At 41.8% G+C, this 25,740-nt stretch carries 25 protein-coding genes and 1 pseudogene; 9 read left to right on the top strand and 17 right to left on the bottom strand.

All coding sequences use genetic code 11. The features are described 5' to 3' along the window. Nucleotides 1–56: 56 nt before the first annotated feature. Both L0B70_RS01985 and L0B70_RS01990 read right to left on the bottom strand, forming a co-directional pair. Nucleotides 57–2,438, bottom strand: coding sequence for a TonB-dependent receptor domain-containing protein (locus L0B70_RS01985; protein ID WP_235142653.1), 2,382 nt, complete (start codon nucleotides 2,436–2,438; stop codon nucleotides 57–59). Nucleotides 2,439–2,527: 89 nt separating this feature from the next. Continuing rightward, nucleotides 2,528–2,884 carry a hypothetical protein gene (locus L0B70_RS01990; protein ID WP_235142654.1) on the bottom strand — a complete coding sequence of 119 codons (357 nt, stop codon included), beginning with the start codon at nucleotides 2,882–2,884 and terminating at the stop codon, nucleotides 2,528–2,530. A gap of 92 nt (nucleotides 2,885–2,976) precedes the next feature. Here L0B70_RS01990 and pfkA point away from each other — a divergent pair, with 92 nt between their 5' ends. Further along, nucleotides 2,977–3,963 (top strand): 6-phosphofructokinase, encoded by a 987-nt coding sequence (gene pfkA, locus L0B70_RS01995; protein ID WP_235142655.1) that lies wholly within the window; start codon nucleotides 2,977–2,979, stop codon nucleotides 3,961–3,963. Between the two features lie 36 nt (nucleotides 3,964–3,999). Then, on the top strand, nucleotides 4,000–5,004 hold the full coding sequence (gap, locus tag L0B70_RS02000; protein WP_235142656.1) for a type I glyceraldehyde-3-phosphate dehydrogenase: 1,005 nt from the start codon (nucleotides 4,000–4,002) through the stop codon (nucleotides 5,002–5,004). A gap of 61 nt (nucleotides 5,005–5,065) precedes the next feature. Here the strand turns inward: gap and L0B70_RS02005 are convergent, their stop codons facing one another. Next, complete coding sequence (locus tag L0B70_RS02005) at nucleotides 5,066–6,208, bottom strand: DEAD/DEAH box helicase (RefSeq protein WP_235142657.1); 1,143 nt, start codon at nucleotides 6,206–6,208, stop codon at nucleotides 5,066–5,068. Nucleotides 6,209–6,742: 534 nt separating this feature from the next. Here L0B70_RS02005 and L0B70_RS02010 point away from each other — a divergent pair. Further along, on the top strand, nucleotides 6,743–7,552 hold the full coding sequence (locus L0B70_RS02010; RefSeq protein WP_407929701.1) for an oxygenase MpaB family protein: 810 nt from the start codon (nucleotides 6,743–6,745) through the stop codon (nucleotides 7,550–7,552). A gap of 55 nt (nucleotides 7,553–7,607) precedes the next feature. Here the strand turns inward: L0B70_RS02010 and L0B70_RS02015 are convergent, their stop codons facing one another. The 7 genes from L0B70_RS02015 to L0B70_RS02045 all read right to left on the bottom strand — a co-directional run bounded on the left by L0B70_RS02015 (nucleotide 7,608) and on the right by L0B70_RS02045 (nucleotide 14,719). After that, entirely contained in the window at nucleotides 7,608–10,475 is a 2,868-nt protein-coding gene (locus L0B70_RS02015) for an alpha-amylase family glycosyl hydrolase (RefSeq protein WP_235142659.1), read from the bottom strand. A gap of 115 nt (nucleotides 10,476–10,590) precedes the next feature. After that, complete coding sequence (locus L0B70_RS02020; protein WP_235142660.1) at nucleotides 10,591–11,334, bottom strand: DUF4230 domain-containing protein; 744 nt, start codon at nucleotides 11,332–11,334, stop codon at nucleotides 10,591–10,593. 48 nt (nucleotides 11,335–11,382) lie between these two features. Further along, complete coding sequence (locus L0B70_RS02025) at nucleotides 11,383–11,922, bottom strand: hypothetical protein (protein WP_235142661.1); 540 nt, start codon at nucleotides 11,920–11,922, stop codon at nucleotides 11,383–11,385. A 12-nt stretch (nucleotides 11,923–11,934) separates the two neighbouring features. Beyond that, nucleotides 11,935–12,972: an acyl transferase gene (locus L0B70_RS02030; RefSeq protein WP_235143543.1), complete on the bottom strand. Its 1,038-nt coding sequence runs from the start codon at nucleotides 12,970–12,972 to the stop codon at nucleotides 11,935–11,937. 36 nt (nucleotides 12,973–13,008) lie between these two features. After that, the gene (locus tag L0B70_RS02035) at nucleotides 13,009–13,395 is read right to left on the bottom strand and encodes a GxxExxY protein (RefSeq protein ID WP_235143544.1); all 387 of its coding nucleotides are present in this window, start codon (nucleotides 13,393–13,395) and stop codon (nucleotides 13,009–13,011) included. A gap of 2 nt (nucleotides 13,396–13,397) precedes the next feature. After that, nucleotides 13,398–14,201 (bottom strand): UDP-2,3-diacylglucosamine diphosphatase, encoded by an 804-nt coding sequence (locus tag L0B70_RS02040; RefSeq protein ID WP_235142662.1) that lies wholly within the window; start codon nucleotides 14,199–14,201, stop codon nucleotides 13,398–13,400. A gap of 71 nt (nucleotides 14,202–14,272) precedes the next feature. Beyond that, the gene (locus tag L0B70_RS02045; RefSeq protein ID WP_235142663.1) at nucleotides 14,273–14,719 is read right to left on the bottom strand and encodes a 6-carboxytetrahydropterin synthase; all 447 of its coding nucleotides are present in this window, start codon (nucleotides 14,717–14,719) and stop codon (nucleotides 14,273–14,275) included. Nucleotides 14,720–14,870: 151 nt separating this feature from the next. Between L0B70_RS02045 and L0B70_RS02050 the strand changes: the two genes are divergently transcribed. Continuing rightward, nucleotides 14,871–15,524 carry a ComF family protein gene (locus L0B70_RS02050; RefSeq protein WP_235142664.1) on the top strand — a complete coding sequence of 218 codons (654 nt, stop codon included), beginning with the start codon at nucleotides 14,871–14,873 and terminating at the stop codon, nucleotides 15,522–15,524. A 156-nt stretch (nucleotides 15,525–15,680) separates the two neighbouring features. Here the strand turns inward: L0B70_RS02050 and upp are convergent, their stop codons facing one another. Together upp and der are read right to left on the bottom strand one after the other, a co-directional pair. Beyond that, complete coding sequence (gene upp, locus L0B70_RS02055; protein WP_235142665.1) at nucleotides 15,681–16,331, bottom strand: uracil phosphoribosyltransferase; 651 nt, start codon at nucleotides 16,329–16,331, stop codon at nucleotides 15,681–15,683. A gap of 81 nt (nucleotides 16,332–16,412) precedes the next feature. Continuing rightward, nucleotides 16,413–17,720, bottom strand: coding sequence for a ribosome biogenesis GTPase Der (gene der, locus L0B70_RS02060; RefSeq protein WP_235142666.1), 1,308 nt, complete (start codon nucleotides 17,718–17,720; stop codon nucleotides 16,413–16,415). Nucleotides 17,721–17,906: 186 nt separating this feature from the next. Here der and L0B70_RS02065 point away from each other — a divergent pair, with 186 nt between their 5' ends. Together L0B70_RS02065 and L0B70_RS02070 are read left to right on the top strand one after the other, a co-directional pair. After that, nucleotides 17,907–18,461 carry a LemA family protein gene (locus L0B70_RS02065; protein WP_235142667.1) on the top strand — a complete coding sequence of 185 codons (555 nt, stop codon included), beginning with the start codon at nucleotides 17,907–17,909 and terminating at the stop codon, nucleotides 18,459–18,461. 4 nt (nucleotides 18,462–18,465) lie between these two features. After that, the gene (locus L0B70_RS02070; protein WP_235142668.1) at nucleotides 18,466–20,394 is read left to right on the top strand and encodes a DUF2207 domain-containing protein; all 1,929 of its coding nucleotides are present in this window, start codon (nucleotides 18,466–18,468) and stop codon (nucleotides 20,392–20,394) included. Between the two features lie 328 nt (nucleotides 20,395–20,722). Here L0B70_RS02070 and murA read toward each other — a convergent pair whose 3' ends face one another. From murA to L0B70_RS02090, 4 genes are all read right to left on the bottom strand, one after another. Continuing rightward, nucleotides 20,723–22,030: a UDP-N-acetylglucosamine 1-carboxyvinyltransferase gene (gene murA / locus L0B70_RS02075; protein ID WP_235142669.1), complete on the bottom strand. Its 1,308-nt coding sequence runs from the start codon at nucleotides 22,028–22,030 to the stop codon at nucleotides 20,723–20,725. A 2-nt stretch (nucleotides 22,031–22,032) separates the two neighbouring features. Beyond that, nucleotides 22,033–22,695 (bottom strand): DUF4290 domain-containing protein, encoded by a 663-nt coding sequence (locus tag L0B70_RS02080; RefSeq protein WP_235142670.1) that lies wholly within the window; start codon nucleotides 22,693–22,695, stop codon nucleotides 22,033–22,035. 274 nt (nucleotides 22,696–22,969) lie between these two features. Next, nucleotides 22,970–23,377, bottom strand: coding sequence for a thiol-disulfide oxidoreductase DCC family protein (locus L0B70_RS02085; protein WP_235142671.1), 408 nt, complete (start codon nucleotides 23,375–23,377; stop codon nucleotides 22,970–22,972). Continuing rightward, a complete protein-coding gene (locus L0B70_RS02090) occupies nucleotides 23,367–23,870 on the bottom strand; it encodes a heme-binding domain-containing protein (RefSeq protein ID WP_235142672.1) in 504 nt (167 codons plus the stop codon). The genes L0B70_RS02085 and L0B70_RS02090 overlap by 11 nt, the downstream gene beginning before the upstream one ends. A gap of 245 nt (nucleotides 23,871–24,115) precedes the next feature. On the opposite strand from L0B70_RS02090, the gene L0B70_RS02095 reads away from it, so the two are divergent. Genes L0B70_RS02095 through L0B70_RS02105 form a run of 3 tightly spaced genes read left to right on the top strand, consistent with a single transcriptional unit; the run spans nucleotide 24,116 to nucleotide 25,313 of the window. After that, complete coding sequence (locus tag L0B70_RS02095; RefSeq protein WP_235142673.1) at nucleotides 24,116–24,751, top strand: peroxiredoxin; 636 nt, start codon at nucleotides 24,116–24,118, stop codon at nucleotides 24,749–24,751. A 5-nt stretch (nucleotides 24,752–24,756) separates the two neighbouring features. Further along, complete coding sequence (locus L0B70_RS02100) at nucleotides 24,757–25,065, top strand: thioredoxin family protein (protein WP_235142674.1); 309 nt, start codon at nucleotides 24,757–24,759, stop codon at nucleotides 25,063–25,065. Continuing rightward, a complete protein-coding gene (locus L0B70_RS02105) occupies nucleotides 25,065–25,313 on the top strand; it encodes a DUF6952 family protein (protein ID WP_235142675.1) in 249 nt (82 codons plus the stop codon). Before L0B70_RS02100 ends, L0B70_RS02105 begins: the two co-directional genes overlap by 1 nt. A gap of 211 nt (nucleotides 25,314–25,524) precedes the next feature. On the opposite strand, the pseudogene L0B70_RS13505 reads toward L0B70_RS02105, so the two are convergent. Next, nucleotides 25,525–25,605: pseudogene (locus L0B70_RS13505) on the bottom strand (quinol oxidase subunit 4); the annotation flags it as partial. Nucleotides 25,606–25,740 lie beyond the last annotated feature (135 nt).

The raw sequence follows: 25,740 nt of genomic DNA on the forward strand, positions 1-25,740 counted from the left end.
TTTGAATTAAAAATTGTTGAAATTTGTTTTGATAAAATAGTGTTGAAAGATTCGAACTAAAAACGGTATCTGAAATTTAAAATGAAATTACGCCCGGTTTCTGCGGCGAAATACCGCATTCTGTTCAAATAATCGCGGTACGTAACATCGAAGGCATTGTTGATAACGAGTCCCGCCGAAAAATTCTTAGCTACATCGATCCCGGCCTGCAGATTCCAGAGCGAATATCCTTTTGGCGGCGTGCTGAAATCCACGGTTTTTACAACTTCTTCGCCGTTTTCAAAAAAAGTAACTTCACTGTTGTGGACGGGGAAACGGTTTTGTTTCAAAAAAGTCTGGTTTTCTGCCGTCAGGTAAAAATTCTTCCATTTTGAATTAAATTGTAAGGCATTCGAAAAATTCGGCGGCATCATCAGAATTAGCGGTTCGTCGTTCGTTTTGTCCTGTCCGTATACATAACTTCCGCGACCTTTGTAGGAAAACCGATCGGTTAATTTAAAATCGATGTCCAGATCAGCTCCAAACAAAGTTGCGTCGATTTGTTGGTAAGTCCAAACCGGAAAAACGCCGCGAATTGTGTTCTGTACGCCCGTTGGAATTTCATTGATGAAATTTCTGTTAAGGGAATAATACGGGTTTAAGGAAATCTGCAATCCCTTCAAAACATTTGCTTTCGCCTCGGCAATCAGATTAAACTGGTGACTTGTCTCGTTTAGCAAATTTAAATCACCAATTTCGATTACGGCAGCAGAATGGTGCAACCCGTCTGAAAAAAGTTCCGCGATATTTGGCGTTCGCGATGCTTTTGCATAATTAAACTTCAAATTAAAATTTCCCGAAGGATGATATTCCAATCCCGCGTTCAGAGAAAGATTTTGGTAATCGAGTTTCGGGCGGGTTAAAATTCGGTTCGCGTTCGTCCGTACATAAAACTGCGGATATAGGTCAGCGTAGGTTTTTTCCCAATCGTTTTTATCATACCATTTTGTTACATCATAAAAGCGATAATCGAATCTTGCTCCGGCTTCTGCATTAAGTTTTGGTAACAGTTTATATTTAAAAACAGAAAAAATCCCGGCAGAATACTGATCATAATTCGGGATCAAACGGCGCGCTTTCGTGGCCGGATCGGAATAGTTGTTCTGAAAAGAAGCGTCAATCCCGGTCTCCAGACTGAATTTTTCGCGTTCCAACAAATTACTGATGTTAAGTTGATGCGTCATCAACGCCAGGTCTAAAGACGGAATTTGCTTTAAATCTCCCCTTCTCACGTCGTATTCCTGGCGGTGATTGTACTGAAAGCTGTACGTTGCGGAAACTTTCCCAAAGTTTTCAAACCTTTTAAAAGCCGAAAGTTTTGCGATTTGGTGTTCGATAACCTGCTTCGGATTATCGACGTCGTACGAAAACGCGCCTAAATAAGCCGGAACTTGCGAATTAATCGCGTTATAAAAATCCGAGGAATTGCCCACATGAGATCCCCGGAAGATCCCGATATTTTGATTCGTCAGATAGTAATCGAAAGAAAGGCCTTTTTCAAACGTGTTGTTCTGAACCGTAAAATTAAAGGAGGAAAAGTCCATTCCGGTGTTTTCCAGATTGTAGTCGGGCGTTTTTTGATCGCCCAGTTTTTTCACACTTCCGCCGGATTTTAAGGCCCATCCACTTTTCCACGTTTTCGTGAGAGCCACGTCAACGCCTAAACCTTTGCCATTGGAAATTCCGGAGAGATTTACCGAACCTCGCAGAGTGTCTTTTGCACGAAAAATCTCGGGTTCCAGAACCACTACGCCACCTACGGCGTCACTTCCGTATTTCAGCGCGGATGCTCCTTTGATGACATCAATGTGGGAAAAATTATTAACATCCACATTCGGCGCGTGTTCTACACCCCATTCCTGCTCCGCCAACTTCACCCCGTTGTTAATAATTGCGATGCGACTCCCATATAAACCATGAATGATGGGTTTGGAGATGTTATTCCCCGTTTTTAAGGTGGAAACTCCGGAAATTTTAGATAGAAGATTGCCGAGATTTTCGGTGGAATTTCGGTCGATCTCCGTTTGGTCTAAGGTTTTCACCACCATGGAGCCCGAATTTTTATGATTTCCATGAAGGGTGATGGTTTCAATATCCTGAACATGATGCTCCAATTGAAAAGTCAACTCTAAATCCTTATCGACGACCAATTTTTTGGTTACCGGACTGCAGTCGGTATGGGAAACCTGCACGGTATATATTCCCTTTGGAACCTTACTAAGATAAAAAACACCGTTTTCATTGGAGTGTGCCATCGAATTTCCGACGGTTATTGTAGCGTTTTGCAGTGGCGTATGATCGTGATTATCGAGGATCTTGCCCGTAATTTTGTAGGTATTTTGTGCATTGATGAATGTAATTCCCAGAAGGAAAAACACGACATTTAAGATAAATTTCATTGTAAATTTAATTTCGTTTAAATAGCGATACAGAAACACAAAGAATTAAATGAACTCTTTGTTGGTTTCTTTAAGAAGAAAAAATGCTTTTAAATGAAATTAACTGGCGGACCCCGGAGTTGTGTAAAGAGTTGCTCACAGGTTGCAAATCTTTGCTCGTAAGCAAAAACCTGTTTTTGAAAATCGTCAATTGCAACGAAAGAGAATTGAAAATCCTGCGGCACCAGCGAGCTGCCGGCATGCAGAATATGACACGAAAGACAGTCGGAATAATTTTCTGCACTGTGATTGGTGGAATAGGTTTTTTCGGATTTTTTAAAATGAAAATCCTTGAAAACCTCCCCGCTTCCGTGATCGTGGAAATTCTGAGAAAATAAAGCCACGAAAAGATAAACACCGGCAAAAAATGCGGCAAGAATCTTTCTGATTTTTTTTCCTAATAACATTTTACAAAACTAAGTCTTTTTTGCCAAATGTTACCCTACAAAGCTTTAATCTTTAAACTTGTTTTCGTAAATTTGTGCTGAAATTTTAATGTATGAAAGAAAGCGCTGTAAAAAAAATTGCAGTTTTTACATCGGGCGGGGATGCTCCCGGGATGAACGCAGCTCTGAGAGCCGTAGTTAGAACTGCAAATTACTATAATATAGAATGTTACGGCGTTCGCGAAGGTTACAACGGTTTAATTAACAACGATTTTACGCGCATGGGACCACGCTCTGTGAAGAACATCATCACAGAAGGCGGCACCATTCTGAAATCCGCGAGATCGGTGGAATTCAAAAATAAAGCAGGCCGCCAAAAAGCCTACGATAACTGCGTGAAACACGGCGTAGATGGTCTTGTTTGCATTGGCGGCGACGGAACCTTCCGCGGTGCAAAAGTTTTTAATGAGGAATATGGAATTCAGGTAATTGGCGTACCCGGAACCATCGACAACGATATTTTTGGTACCGACAATACAATTGGTTACGACACGGCACTGAATACCGCCATGGAAGCCATCGACAAAATTCGGGACACGGCAACGTCGCACAACAGAATTTTCTTTGTGGAAGTAATGGGTCGGGATGCAGGATTTATCGCGCTCAACAGTGGTTTGGCCACCGGAGCCATCGGTATTTTGATTCCGGAAAAAAAAGACAGCATCGAAGATCTTTTTATGAGATTTGAAAGAGCAGAAAAAGCCGGCAAAGCTTCCAGCATCGTTGTTGTAGCAGAAGGCGAAAAACTCGGAACGATTTACGACATCGCAAAGGCAACACAGGCAGGTTTTCCGGATTATGATATTCGCGTTGCGGTTTTAGGACACATCCAAAGAGGTGGTTCACCCAGCTGTGCAGACCGCGTTTTGGCAAGCCGCTTAGGCTATGGCGCCGTAATTGGCTTAATGGACGGCCGAACCAACGTAATGGCCGGAATGCAGTCGAATAAGCTCACTTTCACACCTATTGAGGAAGCCATCAAAAAACATAACGAGATGGATCAGGATTTACTGAAGATCTCAGAAATATTAGCGATTTAAAAAGTAAAATAATAAATAATAAGTAAAATAAATTTTATGTCAACAATCAAAGTAGGAATTAACGGATTCGGTAGAATTGGTCGTCTTGTTTTCCGAGCAATGGCCGAAAGAGAAAACATCGAAGTTGTCGGAATTAACGACCTCATCAACGCCGAATATATGGCCTATATGCTAAAATATGATTCGGTACACGGCCAGTTCAACGGAGATGTTTCCGTCGAAGGAAATGACCTTATTGTAAACGGAAAAAAAATCCGGGTAACCGCTGAAAGAGATCCTGCTAACCTGAAATGGAATGAAGTAGGTGCAGAATACATTGTAGAATCTACGGGTCTATTTCTTACGAAAGAAGCAGCGCAGGCTCATATTACAGCCGGTGCAAAAAAAGTAATTCTTTCCGCGCCGTCTAAAGACGATACGCCAATGTTCGTGATGGGTGTGAACCATAAAGAACTGACCGACGATATTCAGATTTTCTCCAATGCGTCATGTACAACAAACTGTTTGGCACCGATTGCAAAAGTAATGCATGATAATTTTGGAATCGTGGAAGGTTTAATGACCACCGTTCACGCAACCACTGCGACACAAAAAACAGTCGACGGGCCTTCAATGAAAGACTGGAGAGGTGGACGTTCTGCTTTGAACAACATCATTCCTTCTTCCACTGGTGCGGCAAAAGCTGTAGGAAAAGTAATTCCTTCCCTGAACGGAAAATTAACCGGAATGTCCTTCAGAGTTCCAACCGCAGACGTTTCTGTAGTTGATTTAACGGTAAGACTCGAAAAAGCAACTTCTTACGAAGAAATCTGCGCCGCAATGAAAAAAGCCTCCGAAGGAGAATTGAAAGGAATTTTAGGTTACACCGAAGATGCCGTAGTTTCTCAGGATTTCGTGGGCGAAAAAAGAACTTCTGTTTTCGATAAAGATGCGGGGATCATGTTGTCGCCAAACTTCGTAAAAATCGTATCATGGTACGATAACGAAATGGGATATTCTAATAAATTAGCTGATTTATTGGTACATTCAGCTTCTTTGTAAGCAGAATTTTACTAAAAAAATAACCTCTCGAATTTCGGGAGGTTTTTTTTATGTTTGAATTTTAGTAACCGTGCAGATCCACGTTGTCGGTATAAATCAGGTCCACTTTTTTGCCCATCTTTTTTTGAATGGTCCGAAAGTGCTGCAGTTCACCGTCCGTCACCAACGTAATTGCGGTTCCGGATTCGTTCGCGCGGCCCGTTCTGCCAATTCGGTGAACATAATCTAACGGCGACCGAGGCAATTCGTAGTTGATCACGAAGTTTAGAGATTCGATATGAATTCCGCGTCCGATAAGATCGGTGGCGACCAGAATCTGAGTTTCTCCCTCTTTGAAGTTTTTCAGATTCGTGCTTCGCGCACCTTGTGATTTCTGGCCGTGAATCGCCGTGGCTGGAATTTTATTTTTCTTCAGTTTTTCAACCAAATGATCTGCAATTCTTGTGGAAGACGTAAAAATTAAAGCCTGCTTAATGTTTTGTTCTTTAATCAAAAAACGCAGGAAAGGCCCTTTGGTTTCGTCCGTAACGTGATAGGCGATCTGTTCAATTTGATCGATATTGATTTCTTGCTGCTTAATTTCCACCAAAACCGGCTCAATCGTCAAACGTTTTTTAATCTCCTCCACTTTTTCGTTCAACGTCGCGGAAAACATGGTCGTTTGTTTCATCGCAGGCATCATGGCGAAAAGTTTGTTCATCTCTTCTTCAAAACCTAACTGAAACATTTTGTCGGCTTCATCAATAACCAAATAGCGGATCTGCGAAATGCTCAAAGCTTTATGCTCGATCAGATCCAGCAATCTTCCGGGTGTTGCAACCAAAATTTCGACGCCAAACAGGCCTTTCATTTGGGGATTAATAGAAACGCCACCATAAACCGCCATCGTTCGGATTTCTCTTTTTAAATTTTCCGTAAACGCCCGAAAAACCTCGTCGATCTGAATCACGAGTTCCCGCGTGGGCGCCAACACCAAAACCTGGATATTACGGTCCTTTTTCACATCTTCGTTTTGAATTTTTTCCAGAATCGGCATCACAAAACACGCGGTTTTTCCGGAGCCCGTCTGCGCAATTCCTATGAGATCTTTGCCGGATAAAATGACCGGAATGGTTTGCTCCTGAATAAGAAAAGGTTTTAGAAAACCCAGTTTCCGAACGGATTTGATAATGTTGTGTGATAAGCCAAGAGATTCAAAAGACATAATTTCGATATTGTTTCCGCAAAGATAATCTATTCAGAATTGCACCGTTTGCTTTTCTAAGGAGAACCTCCAATGGCTTAAAGATTGCAGTTCAGTTTTTGCATTTTTTGCGCAGAATTGATTTTAACAAAAGGCATAATGAAGATAGAAGCAAAACTTCCAAACAATAACGAATTCAACAATTACTGGACACGCGGAAACGGAAAAGAACTGCTGGACTGGGCACAGATAAAACCCAATCCGCAGATCTTTCAAAAATTTGCGCCCCTTTATCACCAGATCGACGATCTTGGCGATGCGGTTGTTAAAGAAACTTACCGGAAACTGCCTTACAAAGACGCCGGTGCGCTCATCGAAAAATACTCACAAAATCCAATCTCCGAAAGAGATGCCGCGCCGGAACATGTGCAAAAGATGTTTCTTCAGATGCAGGAAATCCCGGCGTGGTTCGACGAAGATTTGGCCAATAAAGGCGCCAGATTTTGTATGCGGACCGGCGCGAACGGTTTAATTACGCTGCGCGATTTTAGTTTGATGGGTGGTTATGATTTCGCCTACATTAGCAAACCTTTGGTTTTAACAGGACTGTTAAAGAAAAGCCCCGTAAAAAGGCTTAAAGATACTTTGGAATTTTGGGTTCACGTGACGCGGGAAAATGCTTTGAAACCGAATTCCGAAGCCTATCAACTCATCGTTCGTACGCGTTTGATGCATTCTTATGCGCGCTTAAAAATTAAAGAAAAAACACCGGATTGGGACTACGAGAAATGGGGCGAACCCATCAATCATTGGGATATGATCGCTACTTATACAGGATTTTCTCTCGTGTTTATGCAGGGTTTGATGAAATTAGGAATAAAAATTTCCGCCGAAGAGGAAAAGGGCGTGTTGCACCTCTGGAAATATGTTGGTTATCTGCTCGGCATTCCGGCGGAATTTTTACCGGATAACCGTCCGGAAGCTGTAGAACAGTTTTACTGGTGGACGAAAGTTCAGGTTGAGGGCGACGAAGGCTCTGCGGAACTGGCGAAAGCACTGCTTCAGGAAAATTTAGAAAACACCATTTACAAACATCCGTTTCAGCGGAAAATGCTGCTCAATCTGCATCGAAGCATGAACTGGTTTTTGCTCGATAAAGACATTATCGAACGTCTTCAAATCCCGAAACCTGCGGCCGTTTTTTCTTTATTTCCGAAAATCATTGTGAAAGGAAACTTGGTCTTCCAAAAAATTTATCTTCGGAATCCGGCGCAATATCAAAAACTCGTCGAAATGGGAGACGGGCAGCAGCGCAAGGTTTTGGCAGATTACATTCAGCACACGCCCAAAGATTTTCATTATTAAAAAAAGCGCTTCACAAAAATTTGTGAAGCGCTGTATGCATAATAATTGCTAAAATTTATTTCACGATCATTTTCGTCACCGCAACTCCTTTCTCCGATTTCAGCTGAAGAAGATACATTCCGGTTTTTAAACCCTTAAGCGGGATCGCTTCGTCGCCATTATCTTTCGAAACTTTTGTAGTCCTGATCAATTTTCCGGCGAGATCATAAATGTTTACCCAACCGTTTTTCGCGTTCGTGTAGCGAATATTGGCGGTTCCGTTCATAACCGGATTTTGCGTAAGCACTAAGGAAACGGCGTTTTTATTTTGACCGATTTCGTCGGTACCTAAAGCCGACGCATTTCCAAAAATCCTAAACCCGCCCGGTTCGATGGTAATCGGCGTAGTTGTGCTCGAAACAGAAAATCCGGAGTTATCCATTAAATTTACCCAATTCCCCGTGTAGGGAAAGTTCGGAACAATATTTTGAGACGTTAACGTAAAGTTCGCCAGAATCACTACATTTTTTAAAGCATTTGCAGCGGCGGCGTTATTAATATAAATTCTCGGCATTAAATTTCCGGATTCTACGGTGAATGTTTTCGTGTTGAAAACGTCATTAGCCAGACGCAGTTCGAGGATTTTTGCCCAGGTATCGTAGACCGATTTCCGCGCGGCATCCACATCGTATGCCAAACCAAACGCCGACGGTTTCGGACTAAGTTTGCAGTCGCCCGGCGTGGCATCATCTTCCGTATTCACCGTACCGTTTTCGCACGTATAAATACTTTTATCGAAGCCCAACTCTGCAAACTGCCAGATCATTTTCGGTCCGGGAACCGTCAGGAAAACTGCCGCATAAGCTTTTTGTCGCTGCAGCGCAGTCGCAAGATCTCTTGTGCTGTAGCCCGCGCCTTCCGCGCCAAACGTAATGTTTTTGTACATGATTCTTTCTTCATCATGACTTTCGCCATAACTGATCGCGCGTCTGTCGGAAAAACCGTGCGCGCTGTAATTAACGCGGTTAAAACTGCTGTTCGCGGAGAATCCCATTGTGTTTTGGTTGTACTGCGTTGTTTCTTTATCCCACATCATCACGCCTTTTCCTTCGTTTACTTTGTAATTGCCCCACTGTGCTTCTTCGGAATCTGTTCCTAAATGCTCAAAAATGATATAGGACGTTGGGTCGTAACTCCACTGATTATCGGCATAACCTTTCAAAATATTCACGCGGTCCTGCTGATATGCGTTCGTGCAGGCATCGTCGCCGGCGGTACAGTTTTGGGTGAAACCTTTGGTGAGATCCCACCGAAAACCGTCTACTTTATATTCTTTGATCCACTGTTCCAAAACGCGGTTCACGTAATATTTGGTTTCGGGTTTGGAATGGTTGAAATCATTAAACACGCTGTAAGAATGTTTCGCAACCTGATTGAAGTAAGGATTATCTGGCGCCGGATCGCCGAAACCATCTCCATCCGGATCGATCATCCACATTCTTTCGATGGGACTTCTGCCCGTAGCGTGATTTAAAGCAACATCTAAAATGACGGCGATACCGTTTTGGTGACACAGATCGATAAATTCTTTAAATTTTTCCGGTGTTCCGTAGGCTTTATCGAGGGCATAATGGAAGGCCGTGTTGTAACCCCAGGAACTATTGCCGTCAAATTCCATAACAGGCATTAGTTCAACTGCGTTAATTTTTAAAGATTTTAAATAATTAATCTTATCAATCAGGGACTGCCAAGTTTTTTGGGTCGTGAAATCTCTTACCAATAATTCATAAACAATTAAATTTTCTTTCGCAGGTTTGGCAAAGTTCGTAACTGTCCAGTTGTAGGCAGATTTTGCCGTTTGGATAACGGAAACTTCGAAATCCTGACCGGCAGGATAAACCGGAAGATCCGGATAAACCATTGCATCCTGATTGATGTACTGATCGTCGTACGGGGAAAGAACCAATGGCGAATAAGGATCCGCGACCTTAATTCCGTCCGCAGTCCTGTACTGGAATGTGTAAATCTGTTGCGGCGTTAAACCCGTGATTTCCGTCCAGTATAAATTAGGATTGGCAGTGTCCTTTTTCATGAGGTAGGTGCCGCTGACCGTCCAGTTGTTAAAGCTTCCGATGACGTGGACGTACGCTTTTCCGGGCGCATACAAAGCCAACCCTACTTTCGTCGGATCTGCAGGATCATAATTAATTCCCTGTCTCATATAGGCGGGAACCGGCGCGCTTTCCACAGGAATTGCAAGCGAAACGCTGAAAGATTTTACAACTTCGCTGCCGTCTGCCGCGCTCGTTGCCACCACATCGATGGTAGCATCCTGCGTTACCGTGTAAGGAAAATTTAAAGTTGTGGACGCCGAAGAACTTGTGTACACCGGCGTTCCATTGGCTTTAACCACATAGTTGGCGGGTAGTGACGATGTTCCGGTAATATTGATCACGGTTCCCGCATTGACGATATTCGTGCTTCCCGGAACCGGATTTGTTAAATTAAACTGAAATCGACCGACATTCACCAAAATATCCTGAGACTGAGCGCTTCCGTTAACGGTTTTAACGAGAAAGCCAATTTTTGCGAGTGGATTTGGGCGGTTCCCGTAAAAAGATTTTACGGTATTCATTGTATAAGTGTAAGTACCGGTTGCGCCCGAACTCGAAACGTAAGTCAGTTTATTTACAGGATCCGAAGCGGTCCAGGAGCCGTTGGTCGGACAATCAGCCTGCGAATTACTGGTGTCCACAGACCAGGCCCAAAGATAAAGCGAATGCGAGGTGGCCACGCCAAAAGCGGTTTCATTTACCGTAAAAGTAATGGTAAGGGCTTCGGTCTCATTAAACGTGGGCGGATTTACAGAATAGGTAATCTGCTGCTGTGCAAAGGCCGCGAAAGGTAACAGCACAGCTAAAATTAGCGAGTAAAAATATTTCATTTTGATCAGTTTAGGATGTAAAAATAAATAAAGTTCCTGTATAAAACTCAAAAGCCTGTATTTATTTTTGATTTATAACCTATTCATAATCAATCATTATGAGACATTAAAAGCATCAGATGGAAGTACTTTCGTGCGATTTATTCATCCCGCTGTAATCGATCTGATTTTTGCTCTCCGAAATTTTAGCGGAATTTTCGAGAAGGAAATTTTTGCCTTCCAGAAGTTCCGTCAGCAACGTGCGCATCTGTTCGGCGGCAACTTCGGGCAAATGCGATTTTTTCGCCGCTTCGATCACCTGCCTTTTGCCGTTCTGCTGAATTCTGGCAAGATCATCTTTGCTGAATAGATTGAAAAACTGCTCTTCGATGTTGTAATACTTGTAATCGGTTTCCGTGGAGAGAATTTCGGGCGCCGGAAAATTCAGCAGCTTTACTTTTCGGTTCTGCTCATCAACTTCCCACTGGAATTTTTCAAAATCGTACCCAATTAAAACTTTTGCCTGAATAATGACCAAAGCTTTCTTCTTGGACGGAATAAAATTGAGAAGTTTGGTGGTTTCCTCGTAATTATAGATTTCGTTGAAATGGCCTTCTGCCGCCACAACTTTAAACACTTTTCGCATGCTTTCCGCAATGGTGTGCGAACTTTCTGTGATCATTGCCGGTTGCGCAGTCATTTTCTTCGAAGCTAAAAAAGCGATCACGCCACCCAAAATCAAACCTAAAAGCAACATCAAAATCGTCATCATAGAATTAATGGATTCGCTTTGCGTCATTTGATAGAGAAAAAAAACGAGGAAAATAACCATTAAAATTCCGACCGACCACAACGCTGTTTTTATTTTATTGAATTTCATCTGCTTTAATTTATGTAAAGATAGGAATTTTGAAAAATCGCCTCGGCTTTATTTCTTTGCCAGAAAGGTGGGCGGCAAAATCAGTTCCTCGAACTTTCCCTTCACTTCCAATTTTTTAAAATATAGATTTCGCGCCATTATTTTGAGCATCAGATCTTTATCGAAGAATTTCCAGAAAGGATCGTCGTGAACGCGCCTGGGTTTACGAACAACGTAAAAAGCCGTTTCCCAGGAATCCGGATTGTGATCGAACTCGATAATTCCGCAGTTTTCGGGGATTGTCGCCGCCTCGATCATTCCCTGCGGCAGCAGAAAGCTGAATTCGTTGCAGGGATAATCGCCGCAGGAAATTTTGTCGTGTTTTAAAAATTTTTCCTTCGTTTGCTGATTCTGATATTTTTTTTTGAAATCATTTTTGAAGTCAGCTTTCGAAAATTTAATTTCTATTTCGTGGCTGAAACCTTTTTCATTAATTATTAAAATATCAGCTTCCCAATCGGAGTGGAAATGATTTGTTAAAACAAGATCCTTCTCGAAATCGCAAAATTTGGAGATATAATTATAGGTAAGTTCTTCTACTTTTAGCATGAAATTTAAATATTAAGAGACGAGCAGGCTGCACCCGCGAATATCAGAATGATCGATCCTTCCCAAAACCTGAAATGGATTCGACAAAACTCCTTTATCATTCCGAACGAAGTGAGGAATCTCAAAATCTGCAAGGACTTTGCCCAAATCCTGCGTCGCAATAAAACTGCAGGAATGCCGGTTTGCCAGATCGATGATGTTGATGGCGCCATTTCTGCCGGCTTCAACATAAGAAAAAGGATCTTCCGTATTTCTGATGAGAATGCGCATCCAGTTTGGACTTTCGTAAATATTTTGACCTAAGGAATAGGCTTGGGAGAGCAATTCGGTCATGGAATATTCGGAGTAGATTTTATCGGTACCGAAACCTTTGTGAAAAATTTTTAAGAGTTCGTCTTTCGTCATTTCTTCTTTCCGGCCTTTCATTCCGCCCGTTTCGATGATTGTAAGTTGTTGTGAAGAGGAGATGATGTGCCGATTTGCTTCGACGAAATCGAGAAAATCCAGCAGCGCGAAAGAAACTCCAAATAAAATTACCTTTTTATTTTCGGCGGAGAGTTTTTGCAGAAGGGCCAAAAGTTCGGCGTGATTGTAAAGAAAATAGCCGTTTTCGGGTTTCCCGGATTTCTTCATCAGGAAATCGACCATGTAAATTAAAGAAGAATTCTGCTTTTCCAGATAACTCGGCAGCAAACCGAGGAAAATATAATCTTCGGGCGGACCGATGAACTGTCCGAAACTTTTCGCAATACTTTCGCGATATAAATTTTCGTCGGCGATCCAGTGTTTGGAAAGATTCATCTGCGTGGTGCCGGAACTTTGAAAAAAAAGGTCCGTGGATTTTGTTTCATCTAAAATCGTGTGATTTTTAAACATTTCGATGGGCAGAAAAGGGATTTGTTCAACTTCGTGAATGTTCTTGGGATCGATGTTTAAATAGTCTACAAATTTGCGGTAAACTTGTATATTTTGATATTGATAGCGGAAAGTTTCCAGGCATTTTTGCTGGAAACCGGCTTCGGTTTGTATGTTGAAAATGTTTTTAACCACGGAGATACGGAGTTTTTGCACGGAGTTTACAGAGATCTAAAGAGCAACATCGCCATTGAGAATTCTTTTGTAACCGTTTTTAAATAATTTTGTATTGAAATTGATAAGCAAACCCAGTCTACAGCCGCTTAATTTTAAATAAGTTAAAACCTGTGCAAGATGGACATCATTTAAAGATTCACAAGATTTTACATCGATAATCACCTTTCGTTCGACCATCAGATCTAATCTATAACCGATATCTAATCTTACATTTTCGTAGACCAAAGGCATTGCTTTTTGCTTTTCTATTAACAAACCTGTTTTTGATAACTCGTAAAAAAGACATTCTTCATAGGCACTTTCAAGAAGTCCAGGTCCTAAATTTCGATGAATCTTAAGTCCTGAATCAAACACGATTTGCGATATTTCATTTTCGTGCAGCATTATGATAAATCTGTGTGCTCCGTGAAAACCTCTGAGACGCCGTGTTTAAAAGATTTCAGCTGAAATTCAGTTTGAAATTCACCATACGTAAAATACGTAATCCAGTCGCCCAGGTTGATGTACTTCGCTTTGCCGTTTTCCAGCTCGAGAACCATGGGCAAATGCCGATGACCGTAAATAAAATAATCGATCTTTTCGGTCTTGAGTTTTTCTTTGGAATAAATAATCAGAAACTCTTTGTCTTCGCCCAAAAAAGCTTTGTCTTCTTCGCCGGAAATCATCTTGTTTTTCGTGGAAAAATAGATGGCCATTTTCATGGCGATATCGGGATGAAGCCATTTGAAAGCCCACTGCGCAAGAGGATTTGTGAAAAGTTTCTTCATTCTTTTATAGCCTTTATCGCCCGGACCTAATCCATCGCCGTGCGCCAAAAGGAAATTTTTACCGTTGATTTCGAAATACTGCTTGTTAAAGAAAACTTTGCACCCAATCTCTTCTTCGAAATAATTTTTCATCCACAAATCGTGGTTGCCAACAAACATGTAAAGGTCAATTCCCGAATCTTTTAATTCGGCTAATTTTCCTAGAACACGAACGTAACCTTTCGGAACGACGTGGTTCCATTCATGCCAAAAATCGAAGAGATCGCCCATGAGAAACAAAACCTGCGCATCAGCTTTTATTTCCTCCAGCCAGCGAATAAACTTTTCCTCACGGATCTTGCTTTCTTTCGGCGTGGGCGCACCAAAATGTTGGTCGGACGCGAAATAGATTTTTTTATTGGGTTCTAAAGTGATCTTCATTTTTTTTAAGAATTACATGAATTTTTCGAATTACGCGAATTAACACATTTTCAAATTTTATAATTCTCAAATTAATTTTGGTCTTCTGCAAACCATTCTCCGTACGAGTTTTCGGTTTCGTGAAGTTTGAGATAAGCTAAAGTAACGCTTTCCGGCAGCAGGTTTTTTATTTTTGCGGCGATATCGTAAAGCATATTTTCGCACGTCGGCTGATAAGTGCAGTAAATTACTTTATGCCCTTTTTCTTCTAAATCTTCGCCCAATTTTTTGTGTGGCGAAATTCCGTTAAGCATCACGGCATGATCCCAAACATCGATGATCTCTGACTTAACAATTTTTTTGATGTCGCCAAAATCGACGACCATTCCGTTTTTGGGATGGTCCAGATCGTTGACGGGATTTCCTTTTACGGTAACAAACAGTTTATAGGAATGTCCGTGCATATTTTTGCATTTGCCGTCGTAATTGTAAAGAACGTGGGCGGTTTCGAAAGTGAAAATCTTGGTGATGCGTATCATGCTGCAAAGATAAAGAAAGTTTAATCTTTTTTAATGATATCGAAACATTCGCTGTGAACCTGGTGCTACCAACATAAAAAAGTACAGTCCGAAAATTTAAAGAATAATTTAATAAGAGGGAAAAACGTAACTTTCAGTAAACAAACAGAGTATGTTTTTCCTAGATCTCCTTTTTCCGAACCGCTGTCTGGACTGCAACCGTATCATTCATCAAAATGAAGTGGTTTGCGCAGCGTGTTTTGACCAGATTTATTTTACGCATCATCATTTTGATCAGACTAATTTGCTGAAGGAACGCTGCCAGCTTCTTTTTCCTGTAGAAAGCGCCGTGGCGCTGATGCAGTTTGAAGATGAAAGTCTGAGCCGAAAAATAATTCACCAGTTAAAATATGGCGGCCGCCCAAAAGTTGGAAAAACCTTGGCGCAATGGGTTTTGGAGAAAACAAATTTGAAAGAGTTGCAACCCGATCTCCTCGTAACGGTGCCACTTCACCGCCGGAAACTGAGAGAAAGAGGCTACAATCAGCTTCATTTGTTTGCCGATACTTTATCTGAAGATCTAGGGATTCCGTGCGATCATTCTTTAATCAAAAGAAATTTCTACAAAAAAGCGCAGGCGAAAAAGAATAAGGCGCAGCGCGATAAAAGCAAAAATCCATTCAGCATCACGAAAGAAATCAGGGGCAAACATATCCTCGTTATCGATGATGTTTTCACGACGGGAAAGACAATGAGCGATGTGGTTTGGGAAATTTTGAAAAATCCGGAGAACAGGGTTTCGGTGTTGGTGATGGCGATGGATTAGTCTTCACGCTAAATCCTTCTCGATGGAGAGGAACTCGTAAGCTTTTTTAGAGTAACCCGTTTCTGCTGAAGTCCTCACCCTAAATCCCTCTCCAAGGGAGAGGGACTTGAGCGCGTTTATTTTTATCAAAGCGTATTCTTTTAGCGCAGAGAATTTTTATCGCTGTAATTTTTCGCCATAAGAAAGATCGCCAGCGTCGCCCAAGCCCGGCGTAATGTAACCTTTGGAAGTTAGATTTTCATCGATGACACCAACCCAGATTTTTGCGTCGGGATAGGCTTTTTGAATGGTTTCGACGCCCTGTCTTGAAGCGATGGCGGCGACGATATGAAGTTGCGTAGGTTTGCCGTGATTTAACAGATCTTTAATGGCTTCAATCAGGCTGGCGCCGGTGGCCAGCATCGGATCTGCAACGATTAAAGGTCTGCCGTCGATGCTGGGACAGGTTAAATAATCCTGTTTTATGGAGAAATAATCGTTGGCATCGTGCTTTCTGTAGGCGGCTACAAAGCCACAATCTGCCTTGTCGAGATAATTGAGAATCCCCTGAAACAGAGGAACTCCGGCTCTTAAAATCGTTGTAATGACCGGTTGTACGGCAACTTCTCTGGCTTTTATTTTATCTAAAGGCGTGGTAATTTCAATTTCTTTTTGATCTAAACCTTTGCTGATCTCGAAAGCGGCGATCTCGCCAATTCTTTCCATATTCCGACGGAATTTTAGACGGTCGGTCTGAATTTCTACATTTCGAAGTTCGTTAATCCACGTATTGACAAGCGAAAATTGATCTGATAAGATGGTTACCATAGATGTTTATTTGGTCGCAAAGGTCGGGAAAAATTTAAGTACTAAAAAGCCTCTTAGAAAAATTCTAAAAGGCTTTTTAATTTATTTTTGTCGGAAGTAAACCTCGATCGGCACTCCGGTGAAACCGAAATGTTTTCGAAGTTGGTTCTCAGTAAATCTTTTGTATGCTTCTTTCACATATTGTGGCAGATTACAGAAAAACACAAACTGCGGGCTTGGCGTCGGCAACTGCACACAATATTTAATTTTCACATATTTTCCTTTCAAGGCCGGCGGTGGCGTAGCTTCGAAAACGGGAAGCATCACTTCATTCAGTTTGGAAGTTTTAATTTTTTTCGCTCTGTTTTCGTAAACTTCCATGGCAACTTCCACAGATTTCAGAATTCGCTGTTTCGTTAAAGCGGAGATGAAAAGGACGGGAATATCGGTAAACTGACCAATTTTATCTTTAATCTGTGCTTCGAAATCCCGCGTCGTATTGGTCTCTTTTTCTACCAAATCCCATTTATTTACAACGATTACAATTCCTTTTCTGTTTTTTTGAGCCAATCCGAAAATATTCATATCCTGAGATTCCCACCCTAAAGTGGCATCCACCATGATAATTACCACATCAGAATATTCAATGGACCGAACAGACCGCATTACCGAATAAAACTCCAGATCCTCTTTTACTTTGGCTTTTCGGCGCATTCCGGCGGTATCCACCAAAACAAATTCGTGTCCGAACTTGTTGTATAAAGTTTGAATTGAATCACGTGTTGTACCGGCAACATCGGTTACAATATTCTGTTCTTTGTCCAGCAAAGCGTTGGTTAAAGTGGATTTTCCTACGTTCGGACGACCTGCGATGGTGATTTTCGGTAAACCTTCGAAAGGGTCTTTATAATCGGTTGTGGGGAAATCGTTTACAATATCGTCCAACAATTCGCCGGTTCCGGAACCAGTGGCAGAAGACATGGTGTAATATTTTGAAATTCCCAGCTGATAAAATTCGGTGGCAGCCAGTTCTTCTTTCGCAGAATCGGCTTTGTTAACGACGATGTACACTGGTTTATTGGAGCGTCTCAACATTTCGTGAATCTCCAGATCAGTATCTGTTAAGCCCTCTTCAACATTCAGCATAAAGATAATTGAGGTAGCTTCATCAACCGCCAACTCGACCTGTTTGGTGATTTCTCCCTGAAAAACGTCTTCGGAATTTACTTCATAACCTCCCGTGTCGATCACGGTGAATTCAACCCCATTCCAGTCGGATTTTCCGTAGTGGCGGTCTCTGGTGACGCCGGACGTGGAATCTACAATTGCTTCGCGTCTTTCGAGAAACCGGTTAAAAAGGGTGGATTTCCCAACATTGGGACGTCCTACTATGGCGACGATATTCGACATAAAATTTTGTTTAATAATGACATTATTAATGGGTTACTCGAACTTTTCGAGCCCAAAAATTTTTGCAAAGATAGTTTTTTTTGTTGTAGAATTTTTTGCCTGGATATTTTGTAACTTCTCGCCTCAATTCCTTACTTATCGGTAGGTTTTGAAATCGTTAAAAATCTAAACAAAAAATTAATAATTATGATTGCTTTTTTAATAATTATCGCACTGCTTGTGGTGTTTTTCATGTATGGAATTTCCATCTACAACCGTTTGGTGAAGCTGAGAACAATGGTTCAGGAAGCCTGGAGCAGTATTGACGTGATGCTGAAAAAACGCCACGATCTTATTCCGAACCTTATCGAAACCGTGAAAGGGTATGCCACGCACGAACGGGAAACCTTCGACAGCGTAACCAGAGCAAGAGCCGCAGCCATGTCCGCCAATTCCATACAGGAGAAAGAAGCTGCAGAAAAAAACCTGAACCAGGCGATGATGAATTTAAATGCAGTGGCCGAGCAGTATCCCGATCTGAAAGCGAACGCCAATTTTCTTCAACTTCAGGCCGAACTTTCAGCTTTGGAGGGCGACATCGAAAAATCCAGAAGATATTATAACGGAACGGTGCGGGAAAATAATATTCTGGTAGAAACCTTCCCGAGCAATATTATTGCGAACATGTACAAGTTTACAAAATCGACTTTCTTTGAATTGGATAATGTTGCAGAAAGAGCCGTGCCGACTGTAAAATTCTAACAAAATGAAACGTTTTATTTTTCTTTTTCTCCTGCTGACTTTCGGTTTCGGATCTGCACAGGACGTGTCGTTCGACGCCACCGCGCAGAATAATTACGAACACATCCTCTCCTTTCATTCCGATATCGATATCTCGAAGGAGGCTATTGTAACGGTGCACGAAAAGATAAAAGTGTACGCTGCCGGCATAAACATTCGCCGCGGAATTTTTCGCACACTGCCTTTGTGGCGAGAGATCAACGGCAAGAAAACACGCATCAAGTACGATATTGTTTCAGTTAAAAGAGATGGTGAGAAAGAAACTTATCACACCGAAAGTTCCGGCGCCGATTACGCCATTTATTTTGGACAGAAAGACCACATTTTAACGCCCGGCGTTTACGACTACGATCTTACTTACACGACGACGAACCAAATTGGCTTTTTCCAAAATTACGATGAATTTTACTGGAATGTTAACGGCGCTTTGTGGGATTATGAAGTCGACGAAGTTTCGGCTACCGTAAATTTACCCGAAGGTGCGAAAATTGTTCAAAATTCCTGCTACACGGGACAATACGGCTCCACTTCTTCTAATTGCACCAGCGAAAAAATTTCCGAAACCGCTATTCAGTTTGCTGCCACAAATCTGCAGAAGAATGAAGGTTTAACGATTGCAGTCGGTTTCAACAAAGGAATATTTGCGCCACCGCCACCACCGGGATTACTGGAGAAATACGGCGTTTTGGCTGTTCTGCTTCTGGCCGCTTTAGGACTTTCTGCCTATTTTTATACTAGTTGGCAAAAATATGGCATCGATCCTGTGAAACCGGTGGTTTACCCGCAGTTCAACGCACCACAAAATCTTTCTCCCGCTTCGTTGGGTTATCTGGATAACGAATATTACTCCAATCACATGATTTCTGCGGCCATTGTAAGTCTGGGCGTTAAAGGTTTCGTTAAAATTATCGAAGACGACCAAAGGATTTTAGGAATTTTTGGCGGAAAGGAATACACGCTGGAAAAAACGAAGGAACCCGACCAAACTTTACCCAAAGAGGAAATCAACCTGATGAACACGTTTTTTCCGGGGGAAGCGAAAACCGTTTCTTTCACTGGAAAATACAGCTCAAAAATCGAAAATGCCGTTAACGATTTTAAGGCAAGTCTGCAATTTCAACATGACGCTTTTTTAAAAAAAGGCAATAATACCGGCAAATTGGTTTTCCCCGCATTATCGATTTTGATTTTGTATGCCGCGGGACTCTTTTTTAGTTTTCGCCTCAGTTACAACGACTCCTATTTAGGAATAGGAATTTTTTTAGGCGTTTTCACTTTGGTGCTCGCCGTGCTTTTTTCCTTCTTATTTGAGCGGTACCGACTCATAAAGTGGAGCTTCGGTCTGGTCTCGGTGGGTCTTATTTTCCTTTCGATCGTGTCTTTTTCAGCCGATGCGGAACGAAACGAAAACGTGGGATTCTACGCGTCGTACGGCTTTTTGATTTTCGGATTTATCGCAATGGTGATTTTTCAATACCTCATCAAACAGCCTTCGCCGGAAAAACAGGAAACACAATCGCTTATTGAAGGATTTAAAATGTATTTGGGAACGGCGGAAGAAAAAACGCTGCAGTTTCATAATCCGCCTGAGATGACGCCGGCGGTTTTTGAAAAAATGCTGCCCTATGCCATGGTTTTGGGCGTGGATAAAATTTGGGGAGAAAAATTCCAAAGCATGTTAAAAAGATCCGCTCTTGGCGCAAATGATCACTACCAATCGAACTGGTTTGTCGGCGCATCGCTGATGAATATGAATTTTGCAAGTTCGCTCAATTCGTCGCTTTCGCAATCGATCGCTAGTTCTTCCACACAACCTTCGAGTTCCGGCAGCGGATCCGGTGGTGGTGGCTTTTCCGGCGGTGGCGGCGGCGGCGGCGGTGGTGGCGGCTGGTAAAATACAAGTGTTTAGAAAATATTTAAAGAGTTAGCTGACATTCAGAAAGCATTTTTTAAGCGACTTAATAAAGGATTGTCTTTTTAACGACAGTAAATTTTGAAAGCTTTATCAAAAGACGAGAAAGAGCCCTTTTATAATAATTTTAAAATATAAAAAAGTCCTTTCTTGTAGCCCCGATTGCAACGGCATCCTTTTTATTTTTGCCAAAAAATAAAAAGATAAAGTGGAAAGCGGGTACGGTTTCGGGAAGAAGACCGGACTTCGCGCTCCTAAAAAAAGCCCTTTCAACAAGTGAAATGGCTTTTTTTATGCGTAAATTTTGGCTTTAAATCCTCTCAATATCGGCGCCGATGGCTTTTAAGCGTCCGTCGATGTTTTCATAACCGCGGTCGATCTGCTCGATATTGTGAATGGTGGAGGTTCCTTCCGCTGAAAGTGCGGCGATGAGCATGGCATTTCCGGCGCGGATGTCGGGGGAAATCATGGTTGTTCCGCGCAACGGATATTCGTGATTCAGCCCTACGATGGTGGCTCTGTGCGGATCGCACAAAATAATCTGCGCACCCATATCGATGAGTTTATCGACGAAGAACAACCGCGATTCGAACATTTTCTGATGAACCAAAACCGTTCCCTTGGCCTGTGTTGCCACCACCAGAATAATGGAGAGCAAATCCGGCGTGAATCCTGGCCAGGGCGCATCCGAAACCGTTAAAATGGAACCGTCGATAAACTTTTGAATTTTATAATTTTCCTGCGCGGGAATGTAAATATCGTCGCCGCGACGCTCCAGGTGGATGCCGAGTTTGCGAAACGTATTGGGAATTACACCCAGTTCGTTCCAGTTTACATTTTTGATGGTGATCTCAGATTTCGTCATGGCGGCAAGGCCAATCCAGGAGCCGATCTCTACCATATCCGGAAGCATGGTATGGTCTGTACCGCCAAGGTGCGAAACTCCTTCGATGGTGAGCAGATTGGAACCGATGCCGGAAATGTTGGCACCCATTCTGTTCAGCATTTTGCACAACTGCTGCAGATAGGGTTCGCAAGCAGCGTTGTAAATACTTGTCGTTCCTTTGGCTAAAACCGCGGCCATTACGATGTTTGCAGTCCCCGTAACGGAAGCTTCTTCGAGTAAAATAAATTTGCCGCGAAGTTCCTTCGCCTTCAGCGTATAAAAGAATTCTTTTTCGTCGTACTGAAAATCTGCGCCCAGTTCAACCAATCCCTGAAAGTGCGTATCCAAACGCCGTCTTCCAATTTTATCACCGCCCGGCGTGGGCATATACGCCTCGCCGAACCTCGCTAACATAGGCCCCAAAAGCATCACAGAGCCTCTAAGTTTGGCGCCGTCTTTCTTAAAATCGGCGGATTTTATGTAATCGAAATTGATGGCATCTGCCTGAAAGGTGAAATCTCCGTGTCCGTTTTTGGTAACTTTCACGCCAAAATCACCTAAAATTTCAATGAGTCTGTTGACATCATGAATGTCCGGAATATTTTTAACGCGAACGGCTTCATCGGTTAATAAAACCGCACATAGGATTTGGAGGGCTTCATTTTTCGCACCTTGCGGCGTAATTTCTCCGTGCAGCTTTTTGCCGCCTTTAATTTGAAAAGATCCGCTCATTCTTAGTTTCGATTTTTATTATTTTGATAATTCCGGCGCTTATTCTGGTTGTTGTTTTGGTTTTGGTTGCCCCGGCCGTTGTTCTTATTATTGCCGTTGCTGTTGCGGTTGGTGGCGTAGTAGATTTTACTCTTTTCCAGCGAATCCAAAACGGTAAGATCCAAACGGTTTCCGGAGAGATCTTTCAAATGACGGAAAATCACCTCATCCTGCACATGCTCCTTGTTATAAACGTTATAAGATTTTTTCATGTTGTTCGCAATCACCTGGATCAAGGCGTCTTTTTCGTCGCCTGCTTCCAGTTCGATGGCTTTATCGATGAGCTGTAAAATACTTTTTCCGTAAAATTTAAAATCGCCCTGCAGTTTCGGATAATCCATTTTTCGGGGCTTTTCCTGCAATTCTTCTTCCGTCGGAAATGGATATGGCGAATCCACGTCTAAATCGTGGCTCGCTAAAATATAAAGATGGTCCCAAAGTTTATGTTTATAATTCTCTTCATCACGCAGCTGCGGATTTCTTTGCCCCATAAAATCGACGATAGCGACAGCCATTTCATTTCGTTTCTCCTTTGTAGCCAGTTCTTTGCAGCGTTCGACCAGCTGCTGTATAATTCTGCCGTATTCCGGCATATGTAAGTGTGTTCTATTGGTATTGTATTCCATAATTGCAAATATATGAATTTGTTTCAGGTTTAAAGTTCCGGATTTTTCTAATTTTTTGGGCGCGTCCCTCGCCACAGCATTCCCTGTGCACGGGCCGGTCTTCGGCTCCCACTCTTTTTTTTCGGAAGATTACGGTTCAAAGCAGATTTGGCAAAAAAAAGGAGTTCCGCCTGCGCCCTCACGCGGGATTGCGCTGCGTATGGAAGAATAAAATTAATAATAAGGGTAAGTTTCTGTTAAACACTTATTTAACCTCCTGAATGTAAAAAATTCATCACAGAATAAATTTCTTCTTTTCCTCCGCATTAGGTACAAAGCATTTTTGTGCGGCGAGTTTCATTCTGTTTTTCGCGATCTGATCGTACACAAAGTCCGAAATAAAATTTGGCAGAAAATTTAAATGACCCGCGACTGCGTATTTTCCGCCTAAAATGCGGACGATGGCCAGGGCTGCCTGCGATTTTTTCAGATAAAAAGATTTCGGTTTCCAAAGATAAAGCGTACTGAGCTGGTGGGTTTCCAGGTTTCGTTCCTTTAAAAACTGTTGTGCAAATTCTGACTGCAACGCAGAAAAAAGAAACTGGTCTTTAGAGTCATTGGTTAAAATCCACTGCACCCAAAAATTACAGAAACCGCAGTCGCCGTCATAAAACACGTAATATTTTGTGTGGTCAATCATCATATTTAAAATAAACTTTATTTTTTTCTCCTGCCGGAAGATTGTGTTCCAAACGGATATTGCTTTCTGCGAGTTTAAAATACCGAATCAGTTCCTGCTTTTCCGCTTCCGTAAATTTTGCTTCGGGATGCCCCAAAACATACGAATCTAAAGGCATTTCATCCTTTTCGATCATTTCGCGCGCTTCTTCCATCTTGTGTGCCTGACGTTTTGGTTCGTAGGTGGCAAAAGTTGAGAAGTTAAGATGTTTTCTGCCTTCCTCGATATGATTCTGCAAAAACCAGGCGATGGGCTGAATATTCGAGTACCATACATATTTAGTTTCATTGCTGTGGCAATCGTAGCAGCCATTCCGGATTAAACGCGAAGTTGCTTCCGGCGTTTTTTTGATGGTTAGAAAATCCATTTGCGGTGTCGGTGCCGGATTGTTCTTATCAATTGGAAAAAACTGAATGATGATGAAGGCGACCAATAAGATCACTAGAATTTTTTTCATAAGAAAAAGTTTAAGAACGTGAATTTACTTATAATTTCTGAGAAAGCCTGAATATGATGAACGCGTCTCAACGATATGACATTTATCAATAAACTGGCATTTCACGGCTAGTTTTGGTAAATTTACGGGAGTTACAAAGGATTCAATCAAAATTTTACTGTTATAGATTTTATAAATCGAAAACTGTTTTTTAATTGATAAAAACATTGTACTTTTGCACTATCAAATTTTAAAACCATATTATTATGTCATTAGTAGGAAAGAAATTCCCGAATATCGCAATCGACGCCATGAGTGAAATGGGTGATGATTTAAAAATCAACATTTTCGAACAAACAACCCAAAACGAGCAAAAAGTTGTTTTATTTTGGTATCCAAAAGATTTTACTTTTGTTTGTCCGACGGAGTTACACGCCTTTCAGGAGGCTTTAGGAGAATTCGAAAAAAGAAATACAAAAGTAATTGGAGCTTCTTGCGACACCAACGAAGTCCATTTTGCGTGGTTAAATACGGCAAAAGATAATGGCGGCATCGAAGGTGTTACGTATCCGATTCTTGCAGATACGCACAGACAGCTGGCAAACCTTTTAGGAATTGTAGATCAGGATTTTGATTATGACGAAGAAGGAAACGAATCTTTCACCGGATCCAACGTTACGTACAGAGCGACTTACCTGATTGATGAAACCGGAAAAATCTTCCACGAATCCGTAAACGATATGCCTTTAGGAAGAAACGTAAAAGAATATTTGCGCTTAATCGATGCGTATACACACGTACAAAAACATGGTGAAGTTTGTCCCGCAAACTGGGAAGAAGGTAAAGAAGCCATGCAGGCCAACAGAAAATCCACCGCAGAATATTTAGCCGCTCAAAACTAAGAATTATGTACACAGAATTAGCAGAAGACACCTTGCAACAGATTGTTGCAGACAATGAAAAAGTAGTGGTACAATACGGTGCAACCTGGTGTGGCAACTGCCGCATCATGAAGCCAAAATTTAAGAAACTGGCGGCGGAAAACGATGCAATTCCTTTTCTGTATGTTGATGCCGAAAAATTACCGGAAAGCCGAAAGTTGGCAAATGTAGATAATTTACCTACGTTTGCGATCTTTCAAAATGGCGAACTGGTGAATCAGGTACAATCCAACCAGGCCGAAAGTCTTATCAATCTCTTTAATGAACTGAACTAATGAAACTACCAATTATAAGACAGTTTTATCAAACTCAAACCGTTGAAACTTTAGAAAAAACTTTAGAGGTTTTAGAAGCCTTCTCGGAGTTTCGCGGAATAACGGAAGAGGATCTAAACGTGGCCGGCGAGTTAATTACGAACATTTGTGGCGCTTTGGAAGTTCACGCTAATGTAGCCAACGGAATGGCAGAAAGAGATGCATTGAATAATTTTGCACAGAAGGTTTTAGGTTCTATCGACCGATAACGATATCATTACAATTAAAAAAAAGCGGGAAAATTTTTCCCGCTTTCTTTTATTGTTCCAGACTGTTTCATTTTCTGAAACCTTCCTTTTTCTCTTCGCCACGTTTATTTTCGGATTTGCGAATCTCATTCTTTTTAAAAATTTTTTGATCTTCGTTGCGCTTGGCCTTATTCTTAAAACCACCATTATATGTATTCCCATTTGCATTTGATCGTTTTTTAACCTGTCCTGGCGCGTAATCTCTCGCATTGCCACCGTATATTTTTTTCGCCTGCCCCGGTGGAAGTTTTCTTTGTCTGTTCTTCGGATAGTAGACATTGTTTGTACCACCATTCCTCACAATAACACCTGGTCTGCCGTATGAACCATCTGTTCCGATAACACGGCCGTTCTGGTAAATGTTTCCGTTTCTGTCGCGGTAAATTTC

Source organism: Kaistella sp. 97-N-M2 (assembly GCF_021513235.1).
Lineage (GTDB): Bacteria > Bacteroidota > Bacteroidia > Flavobacteriales > Weeksellaceae > Kaistella.

What these genes read in the sequence shown, in the direction of transcription:
- L0B70_RS01985 (WP_235142653.1), bottom strand. Translation starts at nt 2,438, where the DNA reads ATGAAATTTATCTTAAATGTCGTGTTTTTCCTTCTGGGAATTACATTC.
- L0B70_RS01990 (WP_235142654.1), bottom strand. Translation starts at nt 2,884, where the DNA reads ATGTTATTAGGAAAAAAAATCAGAAAGATTCTTGCCGCATTTTTTGCC.
- pfkA (WP_235142655.1), top strand. Translation starts at nt 2,977, where the DNA reads ATGAAAGAAAGCGCTGTAAAAAAAATTGCAGTTTTTACATCGGGCGGG.
- gap (WP_235142656.1), top strand. Translation starts at nt 4,000, where the DNA reads ATGTCAACAATCAAAGTAGGAATTAACGGATTCGGTAGAATTGGTCGT.
- L0B70_RS02005 (WP_235142657.1), bottom strand. Translation starts at nt 6,208, where the DNA reads ATGTCTTTTGAATCTCTTGGCTTATCACACAACATTATCAAATCCGTT.
- L0B70_RS02010 (WP_407929701.1), top strand. Translation starts at nt 6,743, where the DNA reads ATGGGTGGTTATGATTTCGCCTACATTAGCAAACCTTTGGTTTTAACA.
- L0B70_RS02015 (WP_235142659.1), bottom strand. Translation starts at nt 10,475, where the DNA reads ATGAAATATTTTTACTCGCTAATTTTAGCTGTGCTGTTACCTTTCGCG.
- L0B70_RS02020 (WP_235142660.1), bottom strand. Translation starts at nt 11,334, where the DNA reads ATGAAATTCAATAAAATAAAAACAGCGTTGTGGTCGGTCGGAATTTTA.
- L0B70_RS02025 (WP_235142661.1), bottom strand. Translation starts at nt 11,922, where the DNA reads ATGCTAAAAGTAGAAGAACTTACCTATAATTATATCTCCAAATTTTGC.
- L0B70_RS02040 (WP_235142662.1), bottom strand. Translation starts at nt 14,201, where the DNA reads ATGAAGATCACTTTAGAACCCAATAAAAAAATCTATTTCGCGTCCGAC.
- L0B70_RS02045 (WP_235142663.1), bottom strand. Translation starts at nt 14,719, where the DNA reads ATGATACGCATCACCAAGATTTTCACTTTCGAAACCGCCCACGTTCTT.
- L0B70_RS02050 (WP_235142664.1), top strand. Translation starts at nt 14,871, where the DNA reads ATGTTTTTCCTAGATCTCCTTTTTCCGAACCGCTGTCTGGACTGCAAC.
- upp (WP_235142665.1), bottom strand. Translation starts at nt 16,331, where the DNA reads ATGGTAACCATCTTATCAGATCAATTTTCGCTTGTCAATACGTGGATT.
- der (WP_235142666.1), bottom strand. Translation starts at nt 17,720, where the DNA reads ATGTCGAATATCGTCGCCATAGTAGGACGTCCCAATGTTGGGAAATCC.
- L0B70_RS02065 (WP_235142667.1), top strand. Translation starts at nt 17,907, where the DNA reads ATGATTGCTTTTTTAATAATTATCGCACTGCTTGTGGTGTTTTTCATG.
- L0B70_RS02070 (WP_235142668.1), top strand. Translation starts at nt 18,466, where the DNA reads ATGAAACGTTTTATTTTTCTTTTTCTCCTGCTGACTTTCGGTTTCGGA.
- murA (WP_235142669.1), bottom strand. Translation starts at nt 22,030, where the DNA reads ATGAGCGGATCTTTTCAAATTAAAGGCGGCAAAAAGCTGCACGGAGAA.
- L0B70_RS02080 (WP_235142670.1), bottom strand. Translation starts at nt 22,695, where the DNA reads ATGGAATACAATACCAATAGAACACACTTACATATGCCGGAATACGGC.
- L0B70_RS02085 (WP_235142671.1), bottom strand. Translation starts at nt 23,377, where the DNA reads ATGATGATTGACCACACAAAATATTACGTGTTTTATGACGGCGACTGC.
- L0B70_RS02090 (WP_235142672.1), bottom strand. Translation starts at nt 23,870, where the DNA reads ATGAAAAAAATTCTAGTGATCTTATTGGTCGCCTTCATCATCATTCAG.
- L0B70_RS02095 (WP_235142673.1), top strand. Translation starts at nt 24,116, where the DNA reads ATGTCATTAGTAGGAAAGAAATTCCCGAATATCGCAATCGACGCCATG.
- L0B70_RS02100 (WP_235142674.1), top strand. Translation starts at nt 24,757, where the DNA reads ATGTACACAGAATTAGCAGAAGACACCTTGCAACAGATTGTTGCAGAC.
- L0B70_RS02105 (WP_235142675.1), top strand. Translation starts at nt 25,065, where the DNA reads ATGAAACTACCAATTATAAGACAGTTTTATCAAACTCAAACCGTTGAA.